Below are 25,683 nucleotides of genomic sequence, written 5' to 3'. Positions count from 1 at the left end.
TTAGCTGTTGTAAGATAATGGATCCTGTATTACTTATTCCAATCAGTTTTTGTATTGGTATTATTGTGGGCCTGACAGGGATTGGAGGTGCTTCCCTGATTACTCCCATGTTGATTTTTCTATTTCAAGTCCCTCCCTCTGTTGCAGTGAGTTCTGATGTGGTAGCTGCTACTTTAATGAAAATTGTTGGAGGGATTAAGCATTGGCGACAGCAAACCTTGGATTTGCAGGTGGTCAAATGGTTGGCCTTGGGAAGTGTGCCGGGTTCCCTGGGGGGTGTTGCGTTTCTGCACCAGGTGAGGGAGATTGAAGGGATTGATACTGAAGCGGTTCTGCTACGGTTCATTGGGATGGCGATTTTGATGGTGACGATCGTATCTCTGATCCAGCTTATGTTGCTGACCTTTGCACCGGAATTTCAACTTCCTGATCTTCCTAAAATTGACTTATCAACGGTCTATGGTAAAGCATTTAGTGTTCTAATAGGTGCATTATTAGGTTGTATTGTGGGACTCACTAGCGTTTCATCGGGAGCGATGTTTGCCTTGGTTCTAGTGATGTTTTTCCAATTGGATGCTCGAAAGTTAGTAGGAACAGATCTGGCCCAAGCAGCGATTTTGTTGACGTTTACTTCTCTAGGACACTTGAGCTTAGGAACGGTTCAGTGGGGAATTGTAATTCCCATTTGGATTGGGTCGGTGCCTGGGGCTTTACTGGGGGCAAAACTCTGTCAATTAGCGCCTCAAAAACCCCTCCGATTTGCAGTTTACTTGCTCTTGGTTGCAGTTAGTTGGAAACTTGCCTATGCTGCTTAAAGCGTGGATGATACATCAATTACAGCGTTGGTGGTTGACTATCCTTCTATCTTCCCAAAAGCGAGTTTCTTGCCCTAATCTGCAATTGCCTCTAAAGTTGAGGCTTTGGCTCAGGTATGGGGTGTATTTACCGCTGCAATGTTTCATCCTACTGGCCATCGGGACTCAGTTCTATCCAGATAAATTTGCCTGGGAACAGGATTTTCTTTGGCAAGCCCATCGTATAGCAAATCCTGGGTTAGATTCCTGGGTTGGATTTTTGACAGATTTGGGGGTTTATACAGGCGTAGTTCCGGCTGCTTTGCTGGTGGGTGGGGTGTTGTTGGCTCGACGGCACTGGCGATCGCTGGGCTATTGGAGTTTAACCCTAGTCGGTAATATTGCCATTAATCGCACCGCCAAGTTTCTGTTTCATCGTGAGCGACCCCAGCTATGGCCAAACTCCCATTTTCACTACGATTTCTCTTTCCCTAGCGGACATGCCATGTCCAGTATAACGTTTATTCTAGCGTTAATCATTCTGTTGTTAGGAAGTCGCTGGGCTGTCTGGGTGATGCTATCGGGTGCAGTCTTTGTCCTGATGATTGCATGGACACGGATTTATTTAGGCGTGCACTATCCAAGTGATATTTTTGCAGGTTGGATGTTATCGACTGCATGGACGATCGGAACCAGTTTGCTGATAATCCCCCATAAACTCTTGGGGGATTACTCTGGGGTGGTAATGGCTTCCGATTCCACAGGTTCTGATCCGGCAGGTTCTAACTTGACGTGTCCTGATTGATCCCATGACACCAAGGTTTGCTGGCTCCAATGGGTTGCCATGGCGACGATCCAAGGTAAAGATAGGTTAATCGTGAGTAAACGGACTAAGTGGCTAGCGGTTACCACTTCCACATCATGGTGCATGGATAGTGCAATCCAAATCATTTCGGGGGATCCTCCCGGCGCAGCCACTAGTAAGCAGGTCAACCAGTCCCATGGGGTGAGGAGTTTTGCCAAGAGGGCTGTGAGGAATCCTGCGACGAAAATTAGCCCGACGGGAATGAACGATCGCATCACGCGACTGCGCTCAAATTGTGGACTCAGGCCCCAATACTCACCCATCGTTATGCCTAAGAGAATCTGTCCAAAAATATTGATGATTCCAGGCATTTGGAAATGAAGAGATAATCCCTGGGTAAGCAGAGACCAAGCAATTCCGACGCCTATTGAGGCCAGAAAGGCTGCGACGGGTAGCTGGATTTGAGTACAAAACTGTACGGTGATGACTGCCAAAAGGATGACGATCGCAGCCAAGCCCCAGTCCTGAAGTGCTCCATGGGTCAGATCGGTCAGCGTTGTGTGGAAAATGGAAAAGCCATTGGAATCAGTATGGAGATAGCCATTCGCGATCGCAGGAACAATGGTAATAATTGCGGTAAAGCGTAGCAATTGTACTAATGAGACCAGGGCGGCATGCTGGCTATAGTCGCCTGCAATACTAGCCATGACTCCAATATTGCCAGGGGTCGTAGAGAGAACACCCGTTAGGAGATCGGTTTTCTCAAGGGAGGCATAGAGCGCACCCACCAATCCACTACACAGGAGTAAACATAAAGCTAAACCGAGAAATAACACCAATTGAGGCGCTAAATGGGCAAGGTAAGTATTTTGGAGAGAGAGACCGATCGAAAGTCCAATCAAGATTTGGCCCAATTTGCGTGCATTGCGATTGGGCTTGAGGTTCGTTGCTCCAGTATTCAGCCAGATCCAATAGACTATAGCTCCGGCGGCAATACCCCCTAAAATCCAAGCTCCGCTGCCGAGTCCGATCGCTAATAGACCTACACCGCACAGCACCGCAATCAGTAATTCTGCAGCAACAGCCCCCCAACGAGTCAATCCGATTCGACCTTCTGATAATGGGGAGAAAATCCACCCAACTGATTCTTGCATAGTCCTCCTTGTGAAAGGGGAGCGCCCTGTTGTGCAATGACAAATTGATTCGGTATTACAGGGCTAAGGTAACAGATCCTCATCCACTATGGAGCATTCTACCGGAACGCGCTTGGAAAATCCCCAACTGAATAAAATTGCGATCACAGGCAAGACAACCCACTCCGGCGGTACATAGGCTGGCAGGATGGCCTTACACAGCAGCTTGATGCCGACCCCCACGATCGTTAGATAGGCTGCATCCTGGAGATAGGTAAATTCTGATAGCCATCGCACAAATAATCCAGCCAAAAACCGGAGCGCAATAATCCCGATCGCGCCACCCGCTAGAATAATCCAAGTTTGATCGGCGATCGCAACGGCTGTGGTGACACTGTCTAGACTAAAGGCTAAGTCGGTCAAGGCAATGAGGGGAATGACTTGCCAGAGGGAATTGGGCGGACGGTGGGAATTGGCTTCTGATTGGGGGAATGCATCGATTTCCCAACGTTCCCAGAAGTATTTCCCAGCCAACCACAACAGATACAACGCGCCGATCAACTCAATTTGCCAAAACCGAATGACCCAAGTGGCCGCAATAATTAACCCGATCCGTAGGCCAAAGGCTCCCGCTAAACCCCAATTGAGGGCCTGTCTTTGATGGTCTTCATCCTCCATGTGCTGAACCAGTGCTGCCAGTGCTACGGCGTTGTCTGCCGAGAGGATGGTTTCTAAAAGGGTCAGGATGAGGATAAGACCGATGGCGGGGAGTACCCCTTGGTTGAGGATGTCTTGGTTGAGTATGCTTTGGTGACTTAATTCCTGTAGTCCCTGCTCTAGTCCCATGGTGATGTCTCTTCTATTCGATAACGAGGGCACTGAACGTTGTGGGAACGGTAAAGACGTAATAAATCACACCCGTTCCTAACAAAAGAATTGCGATGCTGGATAAAATGACCCAGCGATCGGGGGGTTCATAGGTATCTTCTTCAATGTCATCACGGACTGCAAAATAGTGCTGTGTCGATAGCAGAACGGTTAGTAGGCCGACAATGGCAAACGCAAGACCCAACTTCCATCCACCACCAGGCGCTTGGGGGGCCATGGGCGGGCGTAACATCCGCATTCTTACAATCAGAACCCCAAATCCCATCAGCGCGATCGCGCTGCGCATCCAAGACAGATAGGTTCTTTCATTGGCCAGATGATCTCGAATCCGGTTGAGATTCCGCTTCTTGGCAATTTCTGCATCTCCACTCATTGACTGCGCTACTTTAGATTTGAATAGAGAAACCATGGGAACATTCCTTTGCAACGCTGATTCAATTAAAGCCTGTCTGTAACCGAGGAACACGATCGACCAGCAAAAATACGATCGACTAAGAAAATTGACTTAGATCACTAGCAGTAACAATTGACTAGAACAACTGATGGGGGAATGACTGGAGCAATTGACTGGGGGAACGTGTTATACCAAATTGATTTATCGATGCTATGGCTTCGATCCCCCCTAGCCCCCCTTAAAAAAGGGGGAATTCAGTCAAAATTCCCCTGATAGTCACTAGTCAACAGGAGCATTGGGAATTTGGGCGTCAATCTCGGCTTGAGATAGATTAGAACCTTCAAAGCCTGCCTCGCTGGCATTCACAACAGAAAGAGTTGGTACATTCAGTTCGACGGCATTGGTTGTAGGGTTCACGCTGGCAATCAATTGAGTTCCGGGTAAGACTTTCAAGACGATCGCTTCGGTTAAATCTTGGATCTCGTTGGGCGCGAGTGCGAGTTTGGTTCCACCGGGTAAGAGGACACTGGTACAAGCCCAATCGTCATCTAGCGCCTGACCATCGGCTAGAAAATACAGCGTGCTAGGGGCGATCGCTGGTGCTTTCTTGGATTTTGCATAAATCGCTAGCGTTTTGCCCGTTTGGTTGCGGCATTGGGCGCGGTTATCAGACGTCTCTAACAGGTACTTCTGCCAGCGGAGATTCGTAATCTTCTGTTGCAGTTGAACAGCGTCTAATCCAGACTGATCGGGATTTTGAAGTAAGGTTTCTAAGGTCTGGGTGATGTCTTGATATTCCGGAGTTCGAGTGAACTTGCCAAGGTCTGCAAAGGCTGGTTGGGCAAACACCAAACTAATCATCAAGACATGGGCGATCCCAACCATCACTCTCGTCACCATCTTTTTCAGGGCGATCGGGTTGAGCGTGATTTGGTTCAATGCCATTTTCCACAATTTCATGGGGTAACTCCTATTGCAAATAATTGATTCAGGTGGGTTGATTCCAGCGTAACTCTCGTGAAAAGCGAGGTTGGCTTGCACCAAGGTCTTTATTTCACGATTCATTTCACGATTTATTTCACGAAGAGCGTGTAGGTCTTGCTTTCCACGAGGATGAACAAGCCTAGGCTGATCAGGACAAAAGGGACAATACGATGGCCGTAACGAGCGAGGGTATTCACAATCAGCCGATGCTGGGTAAGGTAGTAGGATAGGGCACACCAAACCCCAATGAGGGCAAAAAAGCTGATGAGAATAATGCTTAAACTGGGTAAATCACTATTGGCAAAAAGGGGAACGTAAATTCCAATGTTGTCTCCACCATTGGCGATCGTGATAGCAGCCACTTGATAGGTATAGGGACTGAGGAATGCGGTGAAATAGTTCCGATGGTTGGCCGAGCGGGAGGGGGCAAGATTCACCTGCTGTATGGAGGGTTCTGCTCCGTTGCTCTGGAGGAGATGGCTGATCCCAATGGCGATCGGTAGAAAGCCAAGTAAACCAATCCAAGGACGAGGCAGGAACACACCGCCAAAAAAGCCCGGTAAACTTGCCAAAATCAGAACCAAAAATCCTAAAAACTGTCCTAGAACAATGTGGCGGATCCGAAATTTGCCATCGACCTGGGAAAAGAAAAGGGTCAAAATTACCAGGTCATCGAAGTTGGTTGCAACAAATGCAGTGATTCCCGTGGTAATTGCTTGAGTAATCCAGATCGAGGACATAAATCTTAAACCTTTACCCTTCTTGACTGTCGGGGAGAATGCTCGGAAGTTTACCACTGTTGTGGAGTAGCATTAGCATGATTAATCCACCCAGTGTTAAGGCTAAGGTTGCTAATCCTCGATTTTCGAGGGTATGGCTATCCACTAGGATCAGCCCCCCCAATCCCATTAGAACAAAGGGTACCAACTGGTTGCCATAGCGGGTTAAGACCTCTGCAATCACCGGAATACAGGTCAATCGCCAAGCGGTGTAGCACCAAACGCCCACTAATGAAAAGAAGACTCCTAAAATTCCAATGAGTTCTTCTGCACTACTGTGGGCAAATAAAGGAATGTAGATACCAATGTTATCCCCTCCATTGGCAAACGTGACGGCTGCCACACTGTAGGTTTGAGGCGATAGAAGTCCAGCGAACCAAGGGGGATTCTCGCTGAAATCTAGGGACACTTCTTCGCTGTTGTCTGTATCTGCATTAAGCAACCGACTGATCCCGATCGCGATGGGGACCAGGCCCAACAGGCCAATCCAATCGCGGGGTAGCAGCACACTCCCAAAGAATCCGGGTAAGCTTGCCAGCACTAATACTGCAAATCCTAGGTATTGTCCCGTCACAATGTGCTGTCGCCGGAAAAATTGGTTGATCTGGGAAAAAAACAAGAGCAGGATAATGATGTCATCTAAATTGGTGGCCATAAAAGCCATCAACCCTGTGGGAATTGCGGTGATCAATCCATTCATTTCACTCCTCCTAAAATTTAACGAAGATGATGGTTAACGAAGATGATGGGTATCTTGGATGATGGCCATGCCTCGTTCCATGGTTCTCAGAATGTGAGGGGAGCGTATCCGTTGCCAAACAAACCAGCCGCAGGTTGCACTTAGGTACAGTAAAAATAGGTAGGGAAAGAGGCTATAGGGCGCTTCTGGTACGGGGAACCAGGTACTTCCTGGAATGCCAATACTGCCAATAACAGGAATCATCATGAAGCCGATCGCTAATAGTGAAACGACTAAGTGGTGGGGCTGCAATTGATGAATTTTTTTCAAATAGACAGGTGCGGCAATGGAAATAAGAATGTAAACGGTGAGAAATCCGTAGCTACAGATGGCACCGAGGTAACCCATACTTTCAAAGAGCTTGATGTTAAATAACATCATGATGGCAGGCACTAGGAACATCAAAAACGAGCAGATACTAACCGCGACGTGGGGAGTCCGGTTGGCACTGTGGGCTCGTCCGATCGAGGCGTGAAATAAGCCATGCCGTGCCATCGTGAAAAAGATGCGGGCAGCGGGGTTAATGCTCCCTAAAACACAGGCGAAGAAACTACATAAAGCACCTAGTGCTACCAGATCTCCCAGGAAGCCAACGCCTGCCTGTTGAGATAAAAGGGTCAAAGGTTCTTCTGCTTTGGTAATATCAATGCCAGCGCTATGAAATCCGAGGATCTCGATGTAGCTGGTAAAGATGAAGAAGAGTCCCGCCATGAGCGCACTACCCAGTACAGCTTTCGGAATGGTACGCAGTGGGTTTTTGGCTTCATCCCCTAACGAGGTTGCACTCTCAAAGCCTGAAAAGCCAAACATGACTAGCACAAGCCCCATCGCAATACTGCCGGGAGTCACGCCCTGTAGGGTTAATTGATGGAGATCCACTGCAAAGCCGTTGTGCGCCCAGATGATGATCCCCAGAATCAAGATCAGGAGTATCGATAATCCTTCCAGCCACAGCATCGCCATCGCAGAAAGTTGAATATCGCGATAAGCTGCATACCAGGCAATGGCAGCCCCGATTGCAAGTAAGGTAATGCTGGAAGGATAAAGACCGAGATGGGCAAAGATAGCGCTACTGAAATTGGCAAATCCACACAAAACGGACATGCCCGTAAAGAGGTACGCCAAGACAAGGCTCCACCCACAAATCACCCCAGCCGTTGGCCCTAAACCTTTGACAATGTAGGTGTACAAAGATCCTGGGGAGGCCGATCTACTAGCGAACTGATTAATATTGAAGCTGACTAACATCAAGCCAATTAAGCCCAGTAAAAAGCTAAGCCAGGTGCCGTTCCCAGCTAAGGCAACAATTAACCCTAAGTTAGAGGCTGGGATTGTGGTGGGTGCAATAACCGCAAACGATTGCGCTAGCACTTCGCTAAAGGAGAGACAATTTGGCTTCAAACCGTGGGTGCTGTGTCCCCCTTGAGAGAGCCTGATTTCACTGGTCATAGTGATGTTTCAACGACCTCGTATAGAAAGAACTGAGAACAGAACACCGAAGGATTTCAAAAATTAATCACGATCGTGAGAATGGGGTGAGTCTGCTAGGGAAATCCATAGCAATGGATTCCTACTGAAAACTGTATTGCTAGGCTACTTATAGAAGCAAATATTCTTATTTGTCATAACGATAGATTTAATTTATCAAAGTAGCTAAAAGATAGGATTAGTCCGGGTTTCTTGGGTGATCCTACGGGGAGTTTTCCTGGGTTACGTTGCGCTGTTATCAAGAAATGTAGAATTTTACGGACTTCATTACTAACTTTTGTAAAATAGTTAACGTATAGCTATAACTCTCCAATCGGTTGAATCGCGCAATGGGCAAGCACCTTGAGGATCCCCAGAAAACTTTGATTCGCCGCAGTCCTCAGGATTGGCTGGTGGCAAGCAAGGTTTTTTTCCTGCTTTTCCTGCTGGCGGCCTTCGCTTGCTTCTGTGTCATTATTAACGCCGGTGAACGGGGTGTGGTGATGAGATTTGGTGCGGTACAGCCAGAAATTTTTGATGAAGGAATCCATTTCATTGTTCCCCTCATCTATTCTGTTAAAAAAATTACAGTTCGTATCCAAAGTCAAGAAATTTCAGCGGAAGCATCTTCCAAGGATTTGCAGGATGTTTATACCGACGTTGCACTGAACTGGCATATTTTTCCAGAAAGAATTAATTTACTTTTTCAGCAGATTGGGGATGAACAATCGGTCATTAACAACATCATCAATCCTGCCGTGGAAGAAGTGTTAAAAGCAGTGATGGCAATGTATACCGCTGAAGAAATTATTACAAAACGGGGAGAGGTCAAACAGAATGTCGATCGTAGTTTAACGGAACGACTTTCTCCGTACTATGTGGCTGTCGATGATATTTCCCTGGTACATGTGCACTTCACACAACGGTTCAGTGATGCAGTGGAGGCCAAGCAGGTGGCTGAACAAGAGGCGAAGCGGGCAGAATTTGTCGCATTAAAAGCGTCAAAGGAAGCGGAAGCAAAGGTGAATTTAGCCCGTGGTGAAGCAGAAGCCCAAAGGTTACTTCGCGAAAATCTGACTCCAGAGTTACTGGAACGCCAAGCGATCGAGAAATGGAATGGGGAGCTCCCCTTTATTGTAGGTGGCGATGGAACAAAGTTATTAGATGTTCAGAAATTACTAGCAACTCGCAAAAACTCATCCAAATCTCCTTAATGTCTATGAGAAGTTCCTAGATGGGTTTCTGAAAAAGTAGATAAATGTGTTGTTAGCTGTATTGACTAATGTAGTTAATACTATAATTATTAAAAATAAATAAACCAATAATAAACATATTGCTAGTGATTAAGTGTACTGCTAGTGACAGATAAACTACACCGTTGATTTTACTGTTCTAAACTGAGTGATTAAATCTTCTAGTCATAGTCAATGAGCTTAATCCAGTGATATTAAATTGATTCATTGATGCGATAGATTCGATCCCCCTAGCCCCCCTTGAAAAAGGGGATTCGGCCAAATTCTTTCAAAGTCCCCCTGATTTCTAGCGCAGCGGCGCGTCAGCGCGGAGATGTAGGGGGGGCGGAAGTCTGGCAAGCAAAAATATGATTGTCCTAACAATCTTAGCTACAGCTATATTTCCAAGGAATTTAGCGATTCAAAATAAAGTATTATTCAAAAATATCATTCAATTAGTATTTTTTCAAATGCTGTTACAATCTGTGTCTGATAGCGTTGACGATGTTTGATTTTAATGATTTTTTGGATGATGGAGAGTGGTTGGGAAAGGGTACTTTGATCTGAGACAACTTTAATGGCTCTCAATGTTCCAATTTTGAGTTCTTTACGAATCATGAGTTCTGGCATTGCTGAAGCTAAAGTTCCACTTTCTACAACGGCTTTGACCATTTCACTACTGTTGAGAACCAGTGCGACATTCAATTGATCGATAGCTATATTCCAACGAACTAAAGCTTGTTCAAATAATTGCTGTCCGCCGGAACCAGGCTCTCTCATGATCCAATGGGTTTGCAAAAGGTCATCAACCGTCACTTGACCGATCATAAACCAAGGATGATTTTGACCAACAACAATTTGCATTCGATCGAGTCCTACGGTTTCCTGCTGTAATTTCTCTTGGAGCGATGGTTTTAGATCGCCCGTCACCAAACCTAAATCAAATCGTCCTGCGGCTGTTCCTTCGCAAATTTCTTCGGCATTCGCTAGAACGCAGTGAACAGCAATGCCGGGATGGCGCTGATTAAATAGACAAATCTTGTCCGGAAGCCAATAGTTACCGATCGTCAAACTAGCCCCAAGATACAACTCTCCCCGCTGGAGGTTATTGAGTTCCCGCAGATTGCGCTCTAGCAACCTCACCTGTTCAAAGATATTTTGAGCTTCACTTTGTAGGAGTCGCCCTGCATCGGTAATTTCAATGCGTCTTCCCAAACGATGGAAGAGTTTAACTCGATACTCTCCTTCTAAACACTGAATAGCGGCGCTGACAGCGGGCTGTGTGATGTACAGAGCTTCTGCCGCTCGTGTGAAATGCAAATGCTCAGCCACTGCCAAGAAAATTCGTAACTGCTCTAGTGTCATGGATCCAATAGCACAATATCGGCTTTACATCGCTGTAGGATATAATCTCCGGTTTCCCGATCAAGATACAGTAGATTTTTGTCGCTTTGGATAGTACCATGGTGAGCAAGGTGCTTGTCAAACTGACGCCCCTAAAATTGACTAGTAGGAGACCGATGCTGTGGATGAGCGCAAGCAAAGTGCTTTTGTTAATCGAAAAGAGTCTTCCCTACTCGTGCTATCAACTAAGGCTGAATATTCTCTGCTAGCTCTGATTGAACTGGCCGATCGATATTTGGTGGCTGAGCCGATTACGATGAATGAAATTGCAAAGAAGCAGCCGATTCCAGAGCGTTATCTGGAACAAATTTGTACGATTTTACGCCGAGGTGGATTGATTCAAAGTTTCCGAGGGGCTAAGGGTGGATACCTATTAGCTCGAGATCCCTGGCAAATTACCGTTCTAGAGGTTGTGGAACTGGTTGAAGGAGAGCGTCTTCAGCGAGATTCGGTAGAAGACTCGACGATCGAACGAGATTTAATCTATGAAGTTTGGAGAGAAGCGAAGCTCGTCGTTGAGGACATTCTGCGAAATGTCACACTTCAAGAATTATGGCAACGTCGCGATCAATATCGACAAGACTCTCCTATGTACTATATTTAGTGATATTTCGTTCTAGGGAGATGTCATCATTCTTGCCAGGACTGGAGAACCCGTTATAAGCAGGTTAGAGAATACGGGTTTCATCTCACTCAAATTAGTAATAGAATTTTTCCCTAAACTAGATAGAATCCTAGAATCCTCTTCTCAGCCAGCGGTTTTACATTTTTTGTGAAACCGCTGGCTGGATAAAGGCGATTGCTGCTGCTATTTCAGTTGTCAAGGTCGGGAGTATAGCAAAATTTTTGTATCTATTGAACTTTGCAAACCCATGTTTTTGATGTAGATCGTTATTAAAGAAACCCCACATACATTTATTTTTTTGTAAATTGTATATCGTTTTGCATTTTTATTGTTGTTGCTGAGACAGCATCCGTTACTCAAAATCAGCTATTTAACATTCTAATTAATCAGCTTTTTAGGGCTTAGATTGACTGTTGTAGTCCTGATGCTGGATAATGCAACTCATCAGTTAGACTATCTAATAGTTCGTTATTCATTAAATAGTTGGACTAGGGGTTTTATCTTTGTATGAGTAACCAGCCAAAACAACTCAAGCTCGGTGCTTTTCTCATGAGTTCTGGGCATCACTTAGCCGCTTGGCGGTACCCAGATGCGCGAGCTGATGGGGGGTTGAACTTTGACCATTTTCGCCAGATTGCCCAAACCGCAGAACGGGGCAAATTTGACATGATCTTTTTTGCGGATGGGGTCGCGGTTCGCGATCGGGATCGAGGTCCCGAGGTTTTAAGCCGTAGTGGTCATGTTGTTCATTTTGAGCCTTTAACGTTGCTCTCAGCATTGGCCGTTGTGACCGATCGCATTGGTCTAGCAGCGACGGTTTCAACGACCTATAATGAGCCCTTTCACCTTGCCCGCAAGTTTGCCTCTTTAGACTATCTCAGCGGTGGACGGGCCGCTTGGAACTTAGTGACTTCAGCGACAACGGCTGAAGCCCGCAACTTCAGTCGAGAAAAACATATGGATCATGCTCCCCGGTATGAGCGTGCCCGTGAGTTTGTTGAAGTCGTGACGAAGCTTTGGGATAGCTGGGAAGATGATGCGTTTCTTCGGGATAAAGAGACGGGTCGGTATTTTGATCCAGAGAAGTTACATGTTCCTAACCACAAAGGAGAGCACTTTTCGGTCAAAGGACCCTTAAATGTGGGACGGCCCATTCAAGGGTATCCGGTCATTATTCAAGCAGGCTCCTCGGAGGATGGCAAAAATTTAGCCGCTCAGACAGCGGAGGTCATTTTTACCGCGCAGCAAACCCTTGCGGATGCTCAAGCTTTCTATGCGGATGTCAAAGGCCGCTTGGCGAAGTATGGTCGTCATCCCGATCAACTCAAAATTATGCCGGGAATTTTTCCGGTCATCGGGGCGACGGAGCAGGAAGCGCAGGAAAAATTTGCTGCCATTCAAGCATTAATTCATCCCCAAGTGGGTTTAAGCCTATTGGCTGGAATGCTAGGAGAGGTAGATTTGTCCCAATATCCGTTGGATGGGCCTCTTCCAGAAATTCCCCCTACGGAACTTCAACAAAGTCGTCAGCGGTTACTAGTAGAACTGGCACAGCGGGAGAATTTAACGATTCGGCAATTGTATGAAGCGATCGCTGGCGCACGGGGCCATTGGCAAGTGGTGGGAACCCCGGAACAAATTGCTGACAAGTTAGAAGAATGGTTCCGTAACGATGCAGCGGATGGATTTAATATCATGCCGCCCTATCTTCCTGGGGGATTAGAAGAATTTGTCGATCACGTGATTCCCATCCTGCAACAACGGGGATTATTCCGCGCAGAATACGAAGGTCAGACCCTGCGGGAAAATCTGGGTCTAGAACGTCCGACCAACCAGTTTATACCAGCCCAGCCCACCCAGCGGGAACCAGAATTGGTAGGGACATCTGCCCACTGAAAGGGAGGAACGAGATGACTGGAAAATTAGTAGGTAAAGTTGCGATCGTCACAGGAGCTTCTGCTGGGATTGGCAAAGCAACGGCGATCGCCCTAGCGGCAGAAGGCGCTAAGGTTGTGATCGTGGCCCGTCGGGGCGATCGCTTAGAAGCCTTAGCACAAGAGATTACGGCGGCCGGGGGGGATGCCTTAGTGATTGTGGCGGACATCACCGACGACACAAAAATCCCAACCATTATCGAGAAAACGAAAACGGTCTGGGGGCAGATTGATATTCTGGTCAATAATGCTGGCATTGCCCTGACCGGGGAGATTGCAAATGCTGACCCTGCTGACTGGCGACGCATGATTGAGCTGAATTTACTGGCATTGATGAATCTCACCCATGGGGTATTACCGATTCTCCAAGCTCAGGGATCAGGTCATATTGTAAACGTTTCCTCCGTGGCAGGGCGCACCGTTCGAGTGGGGATTGGTGGCTACAACGTTAGTAAATGGGGCGTCAATGCATTTTCTGAAGCACTGCGGCTAGAAGTCTCGAAACACAATATCCGTGTGACGGTGATTGAGCCGGGTATGGTCAATACAGAAATTGATCAACATATTAGTGATGCTAACGCGAAGCAACGAAGTCAAGAGCTGCGTAATTCGATTACACCGCTAGAAAGTGACGATATTGCTGCTGGGATCGTCTACGCTGTGACCCAACCCCCCCGCGTTAACGTCAACGAAATTCTGATTCGTCCCACTACCCAAACTTGGTAATGTTCCACGGCTAATGTCCTTGGAGCGATCGACGAGGAAGCCTGTATGACTCAAACAAAACAGTTAAAGTTGGGGGCATTTATGCGGCCCATCAGTATCCACACTGGCGCATGGCGATATCCAGGGGCTTTGCCGGATGCGAACTTTAACTTTCCCGCCATTCAACAACTCATCCAAAAATTGGAGCAGGGCAAGTTTGACGCATTTTTCATGGCGGATCATTTGGCATTGCTGAACATACCGATCGATGCCCTCAAACGCAGTCATACGGTGACTTCCTTTGAACCTTTTACCCTGCTTTCAGCCCTTTCCACGGTGACTCACCATATTGGGCTGATTGCGACGGCCTCCACCACCTACGACGAACCGTTCCATATTGCCCGTCGGTTTGCCTCCCTAGATCACATCAGTCGTGGGCGAGCAGGCTGGAACATTGTCACCACCGCAAATCCCGATGCTGCTCTCAACTTTGGTTTAGAAGAAGACCTAGAGCACGACGAACGCTATGCACGGGCACGGGAATTCTATGATGTGGTTACGGGGCTGTGGGATTCCTTTGCCGATGATGCCTTCATCCGTGATGTGGAGTCGGGAATTTATTTCGATCCAGCTAAACTTCATGTTCTCGGTCATCAAGGTAAATATCTGTCTGTGCGGGGGCCGTTAAATATTGCTAGACCTGTACAGGGCCATCCTGTGATTGTGCAAGCGGGGGCTTCCAATGCAGGCCGACAACTTGCTGCCGAAACTGCTGAAGTTGTGTTTGCGCCTGCGAGTCATCTGGAAGCCGGAAAAGCATTGTTTGCTGATATCAAGGGCCGTGCTAAGGCGATCGGGCGAGATCCCGATAGTATTAAAATTCTGCCCGGTGCTTTGGTCATCGTAGGGGACACGGTAGAAGCCGCGATCGCCAAACGGGCGCAGCTAGATAGCTTGGTTCATTACGATAGTGGCATTGCCAGTCTGAATAGTGCCCTGGGCTACGACGTTTCCGGTTTCGATCCCGATGGCCCTTTGCCCGAAATTCCTGAAACGAATGCTGGAAAAAGTTCTCGGGAACGAGTGATCACCCTGGCTCAACGGGAAAATCTCACCATTCGCCAACTGGCCCAACGGGTTGGTAGCTACGGCGGATTAGCCTTTGTCGGTACGCCCCAAACGATCGCCGATGAGATGGAACAATGGTTAACCGAAGAAGGATCTGATGGCTTCAACATCATGTTTCCTTTCATCCCGGAAGGACTGAATGACTTTGTGGATCAAGTGGTGCCAGAACTCCAGCGACGAGGGATTTTCCGCAAGGAATACGAAGGCAAAACCCTGCGCGAGAATCTGGGACTAGCCCGTCCTAGCAACCGCTTCTTCGAGGCGACAATTCCATCTTTAAGCTAGATTTCACTGATGTTCGGAACAATCAAACCCTAGAGAAACCGATGAGTATTGAGACAGTCCCAGTTTTACCTGAGTTCGTTCAACAATTCAGCCAAGGTAGTCTGAAAACCTTGGAACAAGTTGCTCAGTTTAACCCTGATGGCTATGTGAAGCGATCGATTTTCAATACAGATTCTTTGCAGTTTGGTCTGTACTGTCTAGAACCGGGACAGATTAACGCTCGGCACAATCATCCGCAGAATGATGAAATTTGCTATGTCGTCCAGGGTGTGGGAGAGGTTGTGATTGGAGATGAAATAGCAGCCGTACAGCCTGGAGTTTTCATTCATGCCCCGAAAGCCATTGAACATGAAATCAGAAACACTGGGACAGAACCGATGTTGATCATTGTCGTTCAATCTCCTCTACCACTCAAAACTGAGCGTTGATTCGAGATGGTAAAAACACTCTATGTTTCCGATTTAGATGGAACCCTAATCACCAATCTTGCGGTCCTCTCTGACTTCAGTCAACAGACCCTCCAGCAATTATTACGGGAAGGGTTATTGTTCACGGTTGCCAGTGCCCGGAGCGTTGTTTCTATGCAACCTATACTAGATGGATTGAGCTTGCCCTTACCGATTGTTGAATTTAACGGTGCGTTTATTACAGACTTGGCAACGGGTCACCATGAGATCATCAACTCCATTGAACCGAGTATTGTCAAAGATCTCTACCCGCTGATTCGGCAGTTTAATTGTGTGCCGTTTGTCTCTACCTTTAATGGTATTGAAGACTGCCTGTATTACAAAGACATTATCAATGGGGGGATGAGTTGGTACATTGAAAATCGGAAATCGAGTCAAGATCGACGATTGCGCTCGATCACCCATCTAACGGATTCCTTTCGGGATCAGGTTGTTTGTCTAACCATTATTGATCAAGCCGCAGTATTGACTGAATTAGAACTAGCCATCAAAGCCACCTACGGCGATCGCGTCGAAACCCATTTGTATGAAAATCAGTATTCGCCGGGATGGCATTGGCTAACGGTGCATGACCAAAGAGCGACGAAAGCTCAAGCCGTGCAAACGTTGCGGAAATACTATGGGCTGAATGATCATGAATTGGTTGTTTTTGGGGATCACAACAATGACATCAAACTGTTTCAGATTGCAAATCGCGCGATCGCCGTTCAAAATGCCACTCCCGAACTCAAAGGCTATGCCACTCATCTGATTGATTCTAATGAGGAAGATAGTGTTGTGAAATACATTCATCAGGATAGCCAACATTGATGCATGAACACCGTACATCCAAAATAACGAGCGATTCTAATATAGTGAACTCAATATTGACATCTCTAAAAAGCTTGATCTGGCGGTCATTTGTACTGTTGCTGCTTGTGCTTGTCCTGGTTGGTAGTACGGCAGGAGAGGCGATCGCGCTACCCAGTGTTTTTCCTACCGGCACGACGATCTACGATCCGGCCCGTGCCTACAATAGCTATGTGTTGTTCAGCGCCCCAGATGGTAACACCCACCTGATTGACATGGACGGGAACGAAGTCCATCGCTGGGAAAAATTTGGCTTCCCGCCGCAGATCCTCGATCCCGCCCAGACCGGAGGAGAAAAAGGGCATCTCTTGGTGCAACTGCAAAATGGCACCTCTCCCTTTGGCAATATTTTTGCCAATCAAGAAGTCGGTGAACTGGATTGGGACGGGAACGTTGTTTGGCGTTGGGGTAATCAGGCAACGAATGGCAAAGCTCGTCAAAATCATGACATCCGTCGTCTGCCCAATGGCAATACCCTAATTGTCGTGACGATCGAGCATCCGGTGACGGGCGTGAGCGATCAAGCGATTTCCGATCAAAGCATTATTGAAGTAACGAAGGAGGGGCAAGTCGTTTGGAACTGGAACGTTGGGGATCACATTGATGAATTTGGCATATCACCGGAGGGGCATGACCTCCTCCGCCAAATCTATCGCAAGGGCGATCGTGGATCGGGCTTTTTAACCATTAATGACATGAAACCGATCGGGCCTAATAAATGGTTCGATGCAGGAGACTCGCGGTTTGCGCCAGATAATATTGTGATTGACTCGCGCGAAGCCAGTTTCATTGCCATTATTGATAAACAAACGGGCAAAATTGTTTGGCGACTTGGCCCCGATTATCCGATCGGCGATGACAAAACTGGGGGACTCGTGACCATTACCAATAACGCGCTGCGACCCACGCTTAGCCTGACGACCCCCCGCCCTGTGGATCAAACCAGCGGCCAACACGATGCCCATATTATTCCTGAAGGCTTGCCCGGTGCGGGAAATCTACTGGTGTTTGACAATGAAGGGCCTTCGGGATTTCCGCCCACTCGCCTCAGTGCCCAATTGGGCTCACGAATTTTGGAAATTAATCCCCAAACGAATACGATCGTTTGGCAATATACCGGCATCGATTCGGATCAGCCAATTTGGGGCTTTTATAGTTCGTTTATTTCCAGTGCCCGACGCTTACCTAATGGCAATACCCTCATCGACGAAGGGATGAATGGGCGTTTATTTCAGGTTACGCCCTCCGGTGAGATTGTTTGGGAATATATCAATCCCTACTACAACCTCCAGCGACTAGGCATCGATCGCACGGTCTCTACCAATTGGGTTTACCGGGCACAGCCGATTCCCTACAACTGGGTGCCTGATGGTACCCCCCATGGCGAAGTTGCTATTCAACCGCCCAAAAATTCAGAATTTCGTGTGGCGCAACGAACTTGATACGATCGTGCCATCGTTTCTCCTGAGAAGTTGATCCATGAGTACTGTGAACGGATATGAAGATGCCAACGATGAAGTTCGAGTGCTTGATGACGAAATTACAGGGTTTCATGCCCACGTCTACTATGACACAGCAACTCGTGAGGCGGCGGAACGGGTACGACAGGGCCTGAGCGATCGCTTTGTAGTGCAATTGGGGCGCTGGCATAACAAGTTGGTCGGCCCTCACACGCAATGGATGTATCAGGTTGCCTTCCAGCCCGATCAATTCGGTGCCATTGTGCCTTGGCTGATGCTGCACCACGAGGGTTTAGATATTCTCATTCATCCCAACACGAGTGATCCCGTCGCCGATCACACTGACCATGCCCTATGGTTGGGTAACAAGTTGGCCGTCAATGTGGAACCCCTACGGTCAATGCGTCTCCCGTAACGGAGATCGCTTCTTGTAACCAACTCAGTGCATCTTTACCCTAGTCTCCATCACCCTCCAATCAGTAAACATAGCAAGTAGAAAATATACTAGGAACCTCACCTTTGAGCATGGGGGAACAATGTAGCGATGTCCTTACTTCAGATCCTGATCCTAACTGCGATTTTCTTGGCCGCTAGTATTATTAGTGTGATTGCTGGTAGCACCTCTTTGATTACGGTTCCAGTGATGTTGGCATTTGGGATTGAGCCCCATGTTGCTATTGCTACTAATATGTTGGGACTGACGGTGATGAGTTTTGGTGCTACATTACCTTTTATCGGTAAAGGAATTATTGATGCAAAACGATTGCCATTGCTGATAACATTAACTTTAATCAGCTCAGTCTTGGGGGCATTGCTTGTCCTAATTGTTCCATCCCGATCTGTGCCGCTGATTATTTCGATCGTAATGGCGGCGGTCGCAATATTTTCATTCGTGAATAAAGATGCTGGACTAGTTCCAGCGGAAGGCAAGCCTCCAAGAATGGCAGAGCTTTTAGGTTATGTGGCTACCTTTATCCTAGGTGTTTATGGAGGTTTTTTTAGCGGCGGCTATATCACCTTACTGACAGCAGCTTATGTCTTGCTCTTTCGGATGACATTGATTCAAGCGATCGCGACGACTAAACTGATCAATATTTTTTCCTCGTTGATTGCCACCGCGATTTTTGCCCATCAGGGAATCATTGATTATAGCTTGGGCCTAGTTTTAAGTCTTGCGATGTTTGTTGGGGGGCTGATTGGTGGGCAACTGTCCCTTAAGTTAAGTAACCTATGGTTACAACGAATTTATCTAACAGTGATTACGATTTTGACGGTCATTACATTCCGTAACGCCCAACAACGGAATCAGTCAATGCAGACTCCACACTGGATAACACCGTGGGTGTGACAGCCAACAGATCTTCAATATTAGTTGTTAAGGAGACATTCCTATGACTACTCAATTCATCGATCCTAGCAGTCCTCAAAATGACGTGCTCACTCTAAAAACGGATGTCCTTGTGATTGGCGGTGGATTATCAGGGACTTGGGTGGCCTGGGGGGCGGCATCTCAAGGTGCGAAAGTTATCTTGGTGGATAAGGGCTACTGTGGCACGAGTGGATCTTCTGCACCTGCGGGCAATGGGGTCTGGTATGTTCAACCCGATTCAGAGTTGCGAGAGCAAGCGATGGCCAGTAGAGAAGCCTTGGGCGGGTTTCTTGCGAATCGACAGTGGATGGAACGGGTTCTCGATCAAACCTTTGAGAACATTAACCTAGTCGCAGAGTGGGGCTATCCTTTCCCGATCGATGAGAATGGTGTGTCCCAGCGCCAGTCGATCCAGGGGCCAGAATATATGCGCCTAATGCGGAAAAAAATCCGCCGAGCCGGAGTAGAAATTTTGGATCACAGTCCAGCATTGGAACTGCTTGTCGATGCAGAAGGCAGAGTGGCAGGAGCCTCGGGAATTCAACGCCAAACGGGAGAACAGTGGATTGTCAAAGCGGGAGCTGTGGTGATTGCAACGGGGGGATGCGCTTTTCTCAGCAAAGCCCTCGGTTGTAATGTGCTAACGGGCGATGGCTACTTGATGGCGGCAGAAGCGGGAGCCGAATTCTCGGGGATGGAGTTCTCGAATGCCTATGGACTGTCACCTGCGTTTTCCTCCGTAACCAAGGGACGGTTCTACTCATGGGCAAACTTCTACTATGAAGATGGAACGCCGATCGAAGGAGCGGGATCGCATCGCGGTCGCGGCATCATTGCTAAAACATTGATGAGCCAACCTGTCTACGCTCGATTGGATCAAGAGGGTATTACAGAAGAGGTCAAAGCTTGGATGCGAAGAGCGCAGCCGAATTTCTTTTTACCGTTTAATCGGATGGGGATCGATCCGTTTACACAACTGTTTCCAGTTACGTTGCGCTTAGAAGGAACGGTGCGGGGAACTGGAGGGTTGCGGATTGTGGATTCGACCTGCGCAACTTCCGTTCCGGGGCTGTATGCGTCTGGTGATGCCGCGACCCGAGAACTGATTTGTGGTGGATTTACCGGAGGGGGGAGCCACAATGCGGCTTGGGCGATTTCTTCGGGACGTTGGGCAGGAGAAGCGGCGGCGGATTATGCACAAAGCTTAGGGGATAGGGCACATCAGCGATCGCTACAAGGATTAGGTCAGGCGGGACTGCGGGGAGAAAGTAAACAGAGCGTTTCACCGGATGAAGTGGTTGCAGCAACGCAAGCGGAGGTGTTCCCCTACGATCGTAACTTCTTTCGCACGGCATCAGTTTTGTCAGATTCATTGGGTCGTTTGGATACGCTGTGGAAAGAAATCCGCAATAGTGCACCAGCGACCTCGAATCTTCTACGATCGCGGGAAGCTGCTTCCATGGTCGCCACCGCACGGTGGATGTACAACAGTGGATTACACCGGACTGAATCTCGGGGAATGCACAAGCGATCGGACTATCCCGAACAAGATCCCAAGCAACATCACTACGTGATTAGTGGTGGATTGGATCACGTGTGGGTGAAGTCTGCTGCGATCGAACAACCTGCTGCGAATGTTGAGAAGGAGCTAGTTCTGCAATGATTGAACTTGTAAGCAATGCTCGCTGCGTTAATTGCAATTTGTGTGTGAGTGCTTGTCCGACCAATGTGTTTGATGCGGTGCCGGATGCCCCTCCTAAAATTGCACGGCAAAGTGATTGCCAAACTTGCTTTATGTGCGAGTTGTACTGTCCGGTTGATGCGCTCTATGTTTCGCCGGAAGTGGAACCTTTGCCCTTTGTGGATGAAGCGCAACTGATCGCTTCTGGATTGCTCGGGAGCTACCGTCGCGATATCGGTTGGTCTAAAGGACAAACTCCCCAGGCTCAGGAGGATATGTCGTTTCAGTTTAGTAAGATGAAACGTTAGTCTGAATATCTATGACAATCTGATGCCAAATAAATAGGTTGACACAAGATCTTGCGATTGTTTGTATGTAACTACGATCGCAAGATTTTTTAGGCTTTCTTATGCTTCCGTTGACTAGCATATTCTGAATTATTATTAGATAATCAAATAGTTAGTTAAACGAAGTAAATTTTCATGCAGTACTACGAGCAACTAGGAGATCGAGTCAGCAAAACGCTTTACCAGCGCTTACCCGCCCTCAAATGGCGTAACTTTCGGTTGTTGTTTGGCGGGCAACTGCTGTCGATGTCGGGTACCTTTATGACCCAGCAGTTAACGATTCCCTGGTTGATGTATGACCTGACTAAATCTTCGTGGTTACTTGGTTTAGCGGGATTTTTACAATTTTTGCCCACCCTGTTGTTGATTCCATTTTCAGGGGTGTTGGCCGATCGGTGGAGTCGGCGAGATCTCCTAATGCTGGTTCAGGTGTTGGGAATTAGCGTATCGATGACGCTGACCGTTTTGACGTTTCTAGATATGATTCGCTTTGAGTCATTGTTGATTCTGAGTATTCTCAATGGCCTATTGAAGGGGTTGGATATGCCGGTGCGGCATACGATCGTGACGGAGACGGTAGATGAACGATCGGACTGGAGTAACGCAATTGCGCTTAATTCAGTCATGTTAAGTTCCTCACTGGTCTTAGGGCCTGCGATCGGTGGCATTCTCATTGCTAGCGTTGGGGTCAAGTTTTGCTTTCTTTACGACACATTGACCTATCTAGCTGCGATCGTGACCCTCAAAGCGATGGATATGCCAGCGCAGGTAGAACCCCAGCAAACGAATCTCCAAGAAACCTGGCAGAAGCTCCGGGAAGGGTTGGAATATGTCCACTCAATACGGCCAATTCGTGCCATCTTGTTACTGCTTGCTTTGAAAAGCATGATGGGCATGTCCCATATTGCCCTCATGCCGGTGGTGGCGGCTGAGGTCTTACAGGGGAATGCGAGTACGATGGCTGCCCTAGGTACCGCTGCCCCCGTTGGATCTTTACTGGCTTGTATTTATCTCAGTATGCGACGGGGAATTTTGGGACTTGAGAGATTAGTTATGGTTGGCCAAGCAGCGATCGGTCTCAGCTTGATTGCCTTTGCCCTTTCCCGAGAGTTGAGTTTATCTTTGGTGCTATTGACGTTGGTGGGTGGGTTCAGCATCCTGCAAATCACGAGTAGCAATACGATTATTCAAACCTTAGTTGCTGATGATAAACGAGGGCGTGTCATGAGTTTTTATGCCTTGGCAATGGTAGGAATGATGCCCTTTGGAAATTTGATCGCAGGGGGTATGGCGCAAGCGATGAATGCACCGATGGCACTCATGATATGTGGTGCTGTCTGTATCTTGGGCGCGATTTGGTTTTCTTCACAGATCTCCCAGATCACGGTGTGGATTAAGACCGAACTCAAGTCCTCTGTGGTAAATGCCAAATAAAACTATATACAAGAAAAATACATTCCAGTCCGTCTTCAAAATCTAGATTCCCAATGCCATCTGCCAAGTGATCAATGTGATTAACTAAATCCATTGCTTTCTGGAAAATGTGATAGTAGCTACCTGCTTTTCTAATGGGACTGCGCTAGACTTGCCTCAACGAGTCCACACAAGCTTTTTACGTACTATTTTCGCAATTGCCATCCTAGTAGAAATGGTTTCTGATTGCATAGAGTTTTGATTGCAAGAAACATTGACTAAGGGATTGGCTAATATTTCTCGGTAAACACTCTAAATCAATTGTTTGATTTAGTTCTGAGTAGCTAGAATTAAATTGTTTCAACAGTATAGGAATGAATCTGGAGAGCAATTTTCTAGAGAGTAATCTTCTTGGGATTACATCACATCAATCAAGGGTGAATGCTTGGGAATGAGTTGTCAAGATGAAGTAGTCGAGATGAAGTAACGGTGGACTCACTGCCATTACTCTAGCCACCATACAGTTGAGAATTGGGAGAATTGGGTATGAGCTACAACCATATTAAAGTGAAGCCTACCTCTGGTTTTACAGGCGCAGAAATTGAGGGAATTGATCTATCTGCGCAATTGAGTGATGAAGTCATTGGAGAAATCCGACAGGCTTTATTGCAATGGAAAGTGGTATTTTTCCGAAACCAAAATCTTGATCATGCGGGACAAATTGCCTTTACCTCTCGGTTTGGTGAAGTGACCTATGCTCACCCCCACGAAGATGAGCCGCCCGAAGGATTTGAGCAAATTCTACCGATCGATCGTAGCCGTTTTGAACAGCGCTATGGATTGCGGCGCACCAGCTACGAAAACCAGTGGCATACGGATGTGACCGCAGCAGTTAATCCACCGGCGGGTTCAATTTTACGCGCTGTCAATGTGCCAGAATCTGGGGGGGATACCACCTGGACGAACTTGGTTGCGGCCTATGAAGGATTATCGGCACCCCTACGGGAATTAGCAGATAACTTAAAAGCAGAGCATCGGTTTGGTGCTCGCTACAATATTCCGCCGAACAGTCAATTTGCCGAACGGATTGGCAAAAATCCCCTTGTCTCCATTCATCCCGTTGTCCGGGTGCATCCAGAAACCGGTGAACGAGCTTTATTCGTCAATCCTGGCTTTACAGCGCGGATTCTTGATGTCTCGCGCCAAGAAAGTGAGCTCTTGCTGGAGCTGTTCTTCAATCAAATCACCAAACCAGCCTACACCACCCGCTTCCGCTGGAACAATGGTGACATTGCCTTTTGGGATAACCGTGCCACAGCGCACTTAGCTCCCCAAGATCTCGACCATATCGACGTTGAGCGTGTGCTTTACCGCACGACCATCACGGGTGATATTCCCGTTGGGCCTAATGGTTTCAAGTCGGAAGTTGTGGAAGGTTCGGTATTCAATAGTAGCTTACCTAAAGCACTCCAGCAATCCGCTGAAAACTCAGCGGATCAGGCGGAGGCAGCACTCGTCTAGATAGCTTATTTTTCTAGATAGCCGATGCATCAAGCACCATCTTTTGACTAAGCCCAACTTAGGCGAATGGTGGTGCTACTTGGTTAAATTTCCATTTGAGGTAGAAATCAACGGTCGGAAAATACTGAATAATCCCATCCAGTCCTTCTGGCCGGCCTTTGAGATACCCTTCAAGATAGCTAGAATGTTCACTTTGGGGCAATAGCCCAGCATCTCGATCGTGCTGACCTTGTTGATATTGCTGCTTGTTTAAAGTGTTGAATATAGAGTCAAACATGATTTGCACCGAGTTAAGATTTTCAGATATATCCTGACTACTTTTACGATAAGCACTTGATTCAATAAAGGCAAATAGTCTTTCTGTTCAAGCTAATAAATTAAAATAATCAAAGACGCCGACGATCGGTGCAACCTCATTCAGCGGGCTAATCCATGCCTAGTGCGATTTTATTTGATCTAGACGGGACATTGACAGATGCCAAACCAGGTATCGTCCGGTCTATTCAATATGCTCTATCGGAGATGGGATATGCAGTTCCTGATCCTGAAGCCCTACGTTGGTGCGTCGGGCCACCATTACACCGGAGCTTTGCCCGATTACTTAAGAGATACGAGCCTGTAGAGGGTCATCATTGTTTTGAAGACAGCCTCATTCAGCAAGCGCTGACTTTATATCGTCAACGATATTCCACCTTAGGAATGTTTGAAAGTACTTTGTATCCTCAGATTCCAGAAATCCTCAAAGCTTTTCGAGTCGCAGGCTATCGTACATTTGTTGCAACCTCAAAACCGCAGGTTTATGCAAATCAGATCATTAGCTATTTTTCGATATCATCGCTCTTCGATCGGGTTTATGGCAGTGAGTTCGATGGTACCCGTAGCGAAAAGGGGGATTTGATTCGGTATATTCTCCAGACAGAAAATCTGTCAGCCACTACAACTGTCATGATCGGCGATCGAGAACATGACATTATTGGCGCGAAACTCAATCAGGTGGCGACGATTGGTGTCACCTATGGTTACGGTTCCCTCCAGGAATTGCAAGCCCAAGGCGCGGACTGGATTGTAACCACTCCAACAGAGATTCCACAATTGTTCGGTTTAAATTTGGGTTGAATCGCTGCTATTTGAATAGCTTCTCAAATAGCATTGTCTCGATCTTTGTAACTACTCAGGCTGTGGTTTAAGCGACACAGGATTGCCCGAGAACAATCCAACGAGAGCGTCTAAAAGATTGATATTCTGCTTGCGCAAGGTGGATAAATAGCCCCGAATGCGAC

General features: G+C 47.3%; 26 protein-coding genes. 17 read left to right on the top strand and 9 right to left on the bottom strand.

Translation table 11 applies throughout. The features are described from left to right. Nucleotides 1-17: 17 nt before the first annotated feature. Nucleotides 18-815, top strand: coding sequence for a sulfite exporter TauE/SafE family protein (locus ACN4EG_RS11980; protein ID WP_431629714.1), 798 nt, complete (start codon nucleotides 18-20; stop codon nucleotides 813-815). Next, nucleotides 805-1,599, top strand: coding sequence for a phosphatase PAP2 family protein (locus tag ACN4EG_RS11975; RefSeq protein WP_431629712.1), 795 nt, complete (start codon nucleotides 805-807; stop codon nucleotides 1,597-1,599). The genes ACN4EG_RS11980 and ACN4EG_RS11975 overlap by 11 nt, the downstream gene beginning before the upstream one ends. Here ACN4EG_RS11975 and ACN4EG_RS11970 read toward each other — a convergent pair. From ACN4EG_RS11970 to ACN4EG_RS11940, 7 genes are all read right to left on the bottom strand, one after another. Next, entirely contained in the window at nucleotides 1,524-2,753 is a 1,230-nt protein-coding gene (locus ACN4EG_RS11970; protein ID WP_431629710.1) for an AbrB family transcriptional regulator, read from the bottom strand. The genes ACN4EG_RS11975 and ACN4EG_RS11970 overlap by 76 nt on opposite strands. Before the next feature lie 63 nt (nucleotides 2,754-2,816). After that, on the bottom strand, nucleotides 2,817-3,578 hold the full coding sequence (locus ACN4EG_RS11965) for a TerC family protein (protein WP_431629708.1): 762 nt from the start codon (nucleotides 3,576-3,578) through the stop codon (nucleotides 2,817-2,819). Between the two features lie 13 nt (nucleotides 3,579-3,591). Continuing rightward, on the bottom strand, nucleotides 3,592-4,029 hold the full coding sequence (locus tag ACN4EG_RS11960) for a YidH family protein (RefSeq protein WP_190577201.1): 438 nt from the start codon (nucleotides 4,027-4,029) through the stop codon (nucleotides 3,592-3,594). 264 nt (nucleotides 4,030-4,293) lie between these two features. Beyond that, nucleotides 4,294-4,974: a hypothetical protein gene (locus ACN4EG_RS11955; protein WP_431629706.1), complete on the bottom strand. Its 681-nt coding sequence runs from the start codon at nucleotides 4,972-4,974 to the stop codon at nucleotides 4,294-4,296. Nucleotides 4,975-5,087: 113 nt separating this feature from the next. Next, a complete protein-coding gene (locus tag ACN4EG_RS11950; RefSeq protein WP_431629705.1) occupies nucleotides 5,088-5,738 on the bottom strand; it encodes a cadmium resistance transporter in 651 nt (216 codons plus the stop codon). A gap of 13 nt (nucleotides 5,739-5,751) precedes the next feature. After that, nucleotides 5,752-6,477 carry a cadmium resistance transporter gene (locus ACN4EG_RS11945; protein WP_431629703.1) on the bottom strand — a complete coding sequence of 242 codons (726 nt, stop codon included), beginning with the start codon at nucleotides 6,475-6,477 and terminating at the stop codon, nucleotides 5,752-5,754. A gap of 33 nt (nucleotides 6,478-6,510) precedes the next feature. Continuing rightward, the gene (locus ACN4EG_RS11940) at nucleotides 6,511-7,965 is read right to left on the bottom strand and encodes an APC family permease (protein WP_431629702.1); all 1,455 of its coding nucleotides are present in this window, start codon (nucleotides 7,963-7,965) and stop codon (nucleotides 6,511-6,513) included. A gap of 368 nt (nucleotides 7,966-8,333) precedes the next feature. On the opposite strand from ACN4EG_RS11940, the gene ACN4EG_RS11935 reads away from it, so the two are divergent. Next, nucleotides 8,334-9,197: a prohibitin family protein gene (locus tag ACN4EG_RS11935; RefSeq protein WP_431629700.1), complete on the top strand. Its 864-nt coding sequence runs from the start codon at nucleotides 8,334-8,336 to the stop codon at nucleotides 9,195-9,197. Nucleotides 9,198-9,662: 465 nt separating this feature from the next. On the opposite strand, the gene ACN4EG_RS11930 is transcribed toward ACN4EG_RS11935, so the two are convergent. Continuing rightward, complete coding sequence (locus tag ACN4EG_RS11930; protein ID WP_431629699.1) at nucleotides 9,663-10,580, bottom strand: LysR substrate-binding domain-containing protein; 918 nt, start codon at nucleotides 10,578-10,580, stop codon at nucleotides 9,663-9,665. A 160-nt stretch (nucleotides 10,581-10,740) separates the two neighbouring features. Here ACN4EG_RS11930 and ACN4EG_RS11925 point away from each other — a divergent pair, with 160 nt between their 5' ends. From ACN4EG_RS11925 to ACN4EG_RS11865, 13 genes are all read left to right on the top strand, one after another. Further along, nucleotides 10,741-11,223, top strand: a complete 483-nt coding sequence (locus tag ACN4EG_RS11925) for an RrF2 family transcriptional regulator (protein WP_431629698.1) — start codon at nucleotides 10,741-10,743, stop codon at nucleotides 11,221-11,223. Between the two features lie 528 nt (nucleotides 11,224-11,751). Beyond that, entirely contained in the window at nucleotides 11,752-13,140 is a 1,389-nt protein-coding gene (locus tag ACN4EG_RS11920) for an LLM class flavin-dependent oxidoreductase (RefSeq protein WP_431629696.1), read from the top strand. A gap of 14 nt (nucleotides 13,141-13,154) precedes the next feature. Continuing rightward, nucleotides 13,155-13,904, top strand: a complete 750-nt coding sequence (locus ACN4EG_RS11915) for an SDR family NAD(P)-dependent oxidoreductase (RefSeq protein ID WP_431629694.1) — start codon at nucleotides 13,155-13,157, stop codon at nucleotides 13,902-13,904. Nucleotides 13,905-13,949: 45 nt separating this feature from the next. Further along, the gene (locus ACN4EG_RS11910; RefSeq protein ID WP_431629693.1) at nucleotides 13,950-15,296 is read left to right on the top strand and encodes an LLM class flavin-dependent oxidoreductase; all 1,347 of its coding nucleotides are present in this window, start codon (nucleotides 13,950-13,952) and stop codon (nucleotides 15,294-15,296) included. Between the two features lie 41 nt (nucleotides 15,297-15,337). Continuing rightward, nucleotides 15,338-15,724, top strand: coding sequence for a cupin domain-containing protein (locus tag ACN4EG_RS11905; protein WP_431629692.1), 387 nt, complete (start codon nucleotides 15,338-15,340; stop codon nucleotides 15,722-15,724). A 6-nt stretch (nucleotides 15,725-15,730) separates the two neighbouring features. Beyond that, complete coding sequence (locus ACN4EG_RS11900; RefSeq protein WP_431629691.1) at nucleotides 15,731-16,573, top strand: HAD hydrolase family protein; 843 nt, start codon at nucleotides 15,731-15,733, stop codon at nucleotides 16,571-16,573. Nucleotides 16,574-16,680: 107 nt separating this feature from the next. Next, entirely contained in the window at nucleotides 16,681-18,054 is a 1,374-nt protein-coding gene (locus ACN4EG_RS11895; RefSeq protein WP_431629690.1) for an aryl-sulfate sulfotransferase, read from the top strand. 37 nt (nucleotides 18,055-18,091) lie between these two features. Further along, the gene (locus ACN4EG_RS11890) at nucleotides 18,092-18,487 is read left to right on the top strand and encodes a DOPA 4,5-dioxygenase family protein (protein ID WP_431629689.1); all 396 of its coding nucleotides are present in this window, start codon (nucleotides 18,092-18,094) and stop codon (nucleotides 18,485-18,487) included. Between the two features lie 129 nt (nucleotides 18,488-18,616). Beyond that, complete coding sequence (locus ACN4EG_RS11885) at nucleotides 18,617-19,420, top strand: sulfite exporter TauE/SafE family protein (protein WP_431629687.1); 804 nt, start codon at nucleotides 18,617-18,619, stop codon at nucleotides 19,418-19,420. A 43-nt stretch (nucleotides 19,421-19,463) separates the two neighbouring features. Further along, on the top strand, nucleotides 19,464-21,104 hold the full coding sequence (locus ACN4EG_RS11880; protein ID WP_431629686.1) for an FAD-dependent oxidoreductase: 1,641 nt from the start codon (nucleotides 19,464-19,466) through the stop codon (nucleotides 21,102-21,104). After that, on the top strand, nucleotides 21,101-21,430 hold the full coding sequence (locus tag ACN4EG_RS11875) for a 4Fe-4S binding protein (protein ID WP_431629685.1): 330 nt from the start codon (nucleotides 21,101-21,103) through the stop codon (nucleotides 21,428-21,430). Before ACN4EG_RS11880 ends, ACN4EG_RS11875 begins: the two co-directional genes overlap by 4 nt. A gap of 174 nt (nucleotides 21,431-21,604) precedes the next feature. Beyond that, nucleotides 21,605-22,903: an MFS transporter gene (locus ACN4EG_RS11870; protein ID WP_431629684.1), complete on the top strand. Its 1,299-nt coding sequence runs from the start codon at nucleotides 21,605-21,607 to the stop codon at nucleotides 22,901-22,903. Between the two features lie 525 nt (nucleotides 22,904-23,428). Further along, complete coding sequence (locus tag ACN4EG_RS11865; RefSeq protein ID WP_431629683.1) at nucleotides 23,429-24,403, top strand: TauD/TfdA dioxygenase family protein; 975 nt, start codon at nucleotides 23,429-23,431, stop codon at nucleotides 24,401-24,403. Between the two features lie 58 nt (nucleotides 24,404-24,461). Here ACN4EG_RS11865 and ACN4EG_RS11860 read toward each other — a convergent pair whose 3' ends face one another. Continuing rightward, the gene (locus tag ACN4EG_RS11860) at nucleotides 24,462-24,680 is read right to left on the bottom strand and encodes a hypothetical protein (protein ID WP_431629681.1); all 219 of its coding nucleotides are present in this window, start codon (nucleotides 24,678-24,680) and stop codon (nucleotides 24,462-24,464) included. 155 nt (nucleotides 24,681-24,835) lie between these two features. On the opposite strand from ACN4EG_RS11860, the gene ACN4EG_RS11855 reads away from it, so the two are divergent. Next, nucleotides 24,836-25,519 carry an HAD family hydrolase gene (locus tag ACN4EG_RS11855; protein ID WP_431629680.1) on the top strand — a complete coding sequence of 228 codons (684 nt, stop codon included), beginning with the start codon at nucleotides 24,836-24,838 and terminating at the stop codon, nucleotides 25,517-25,519. Nucleotides 25,520-25,683 lie beyond the last annotated feature (164 nt).

This window comes from Alkalinema pantanalense CENA528 (assembly GCF_050753345.1).
GTDB lineage: Bacteria > Cyanobacteriota > Cyanobacteriia > Leptolyngbyales > Leptolyngbyaceae > Alkalinema > Alkalinema pantanalense.
The sequence above is the reverse complement of the archived record's forward strand: the minus strand, read 5'-3'. Positions and strand labels throughout refer to the sequence as shown.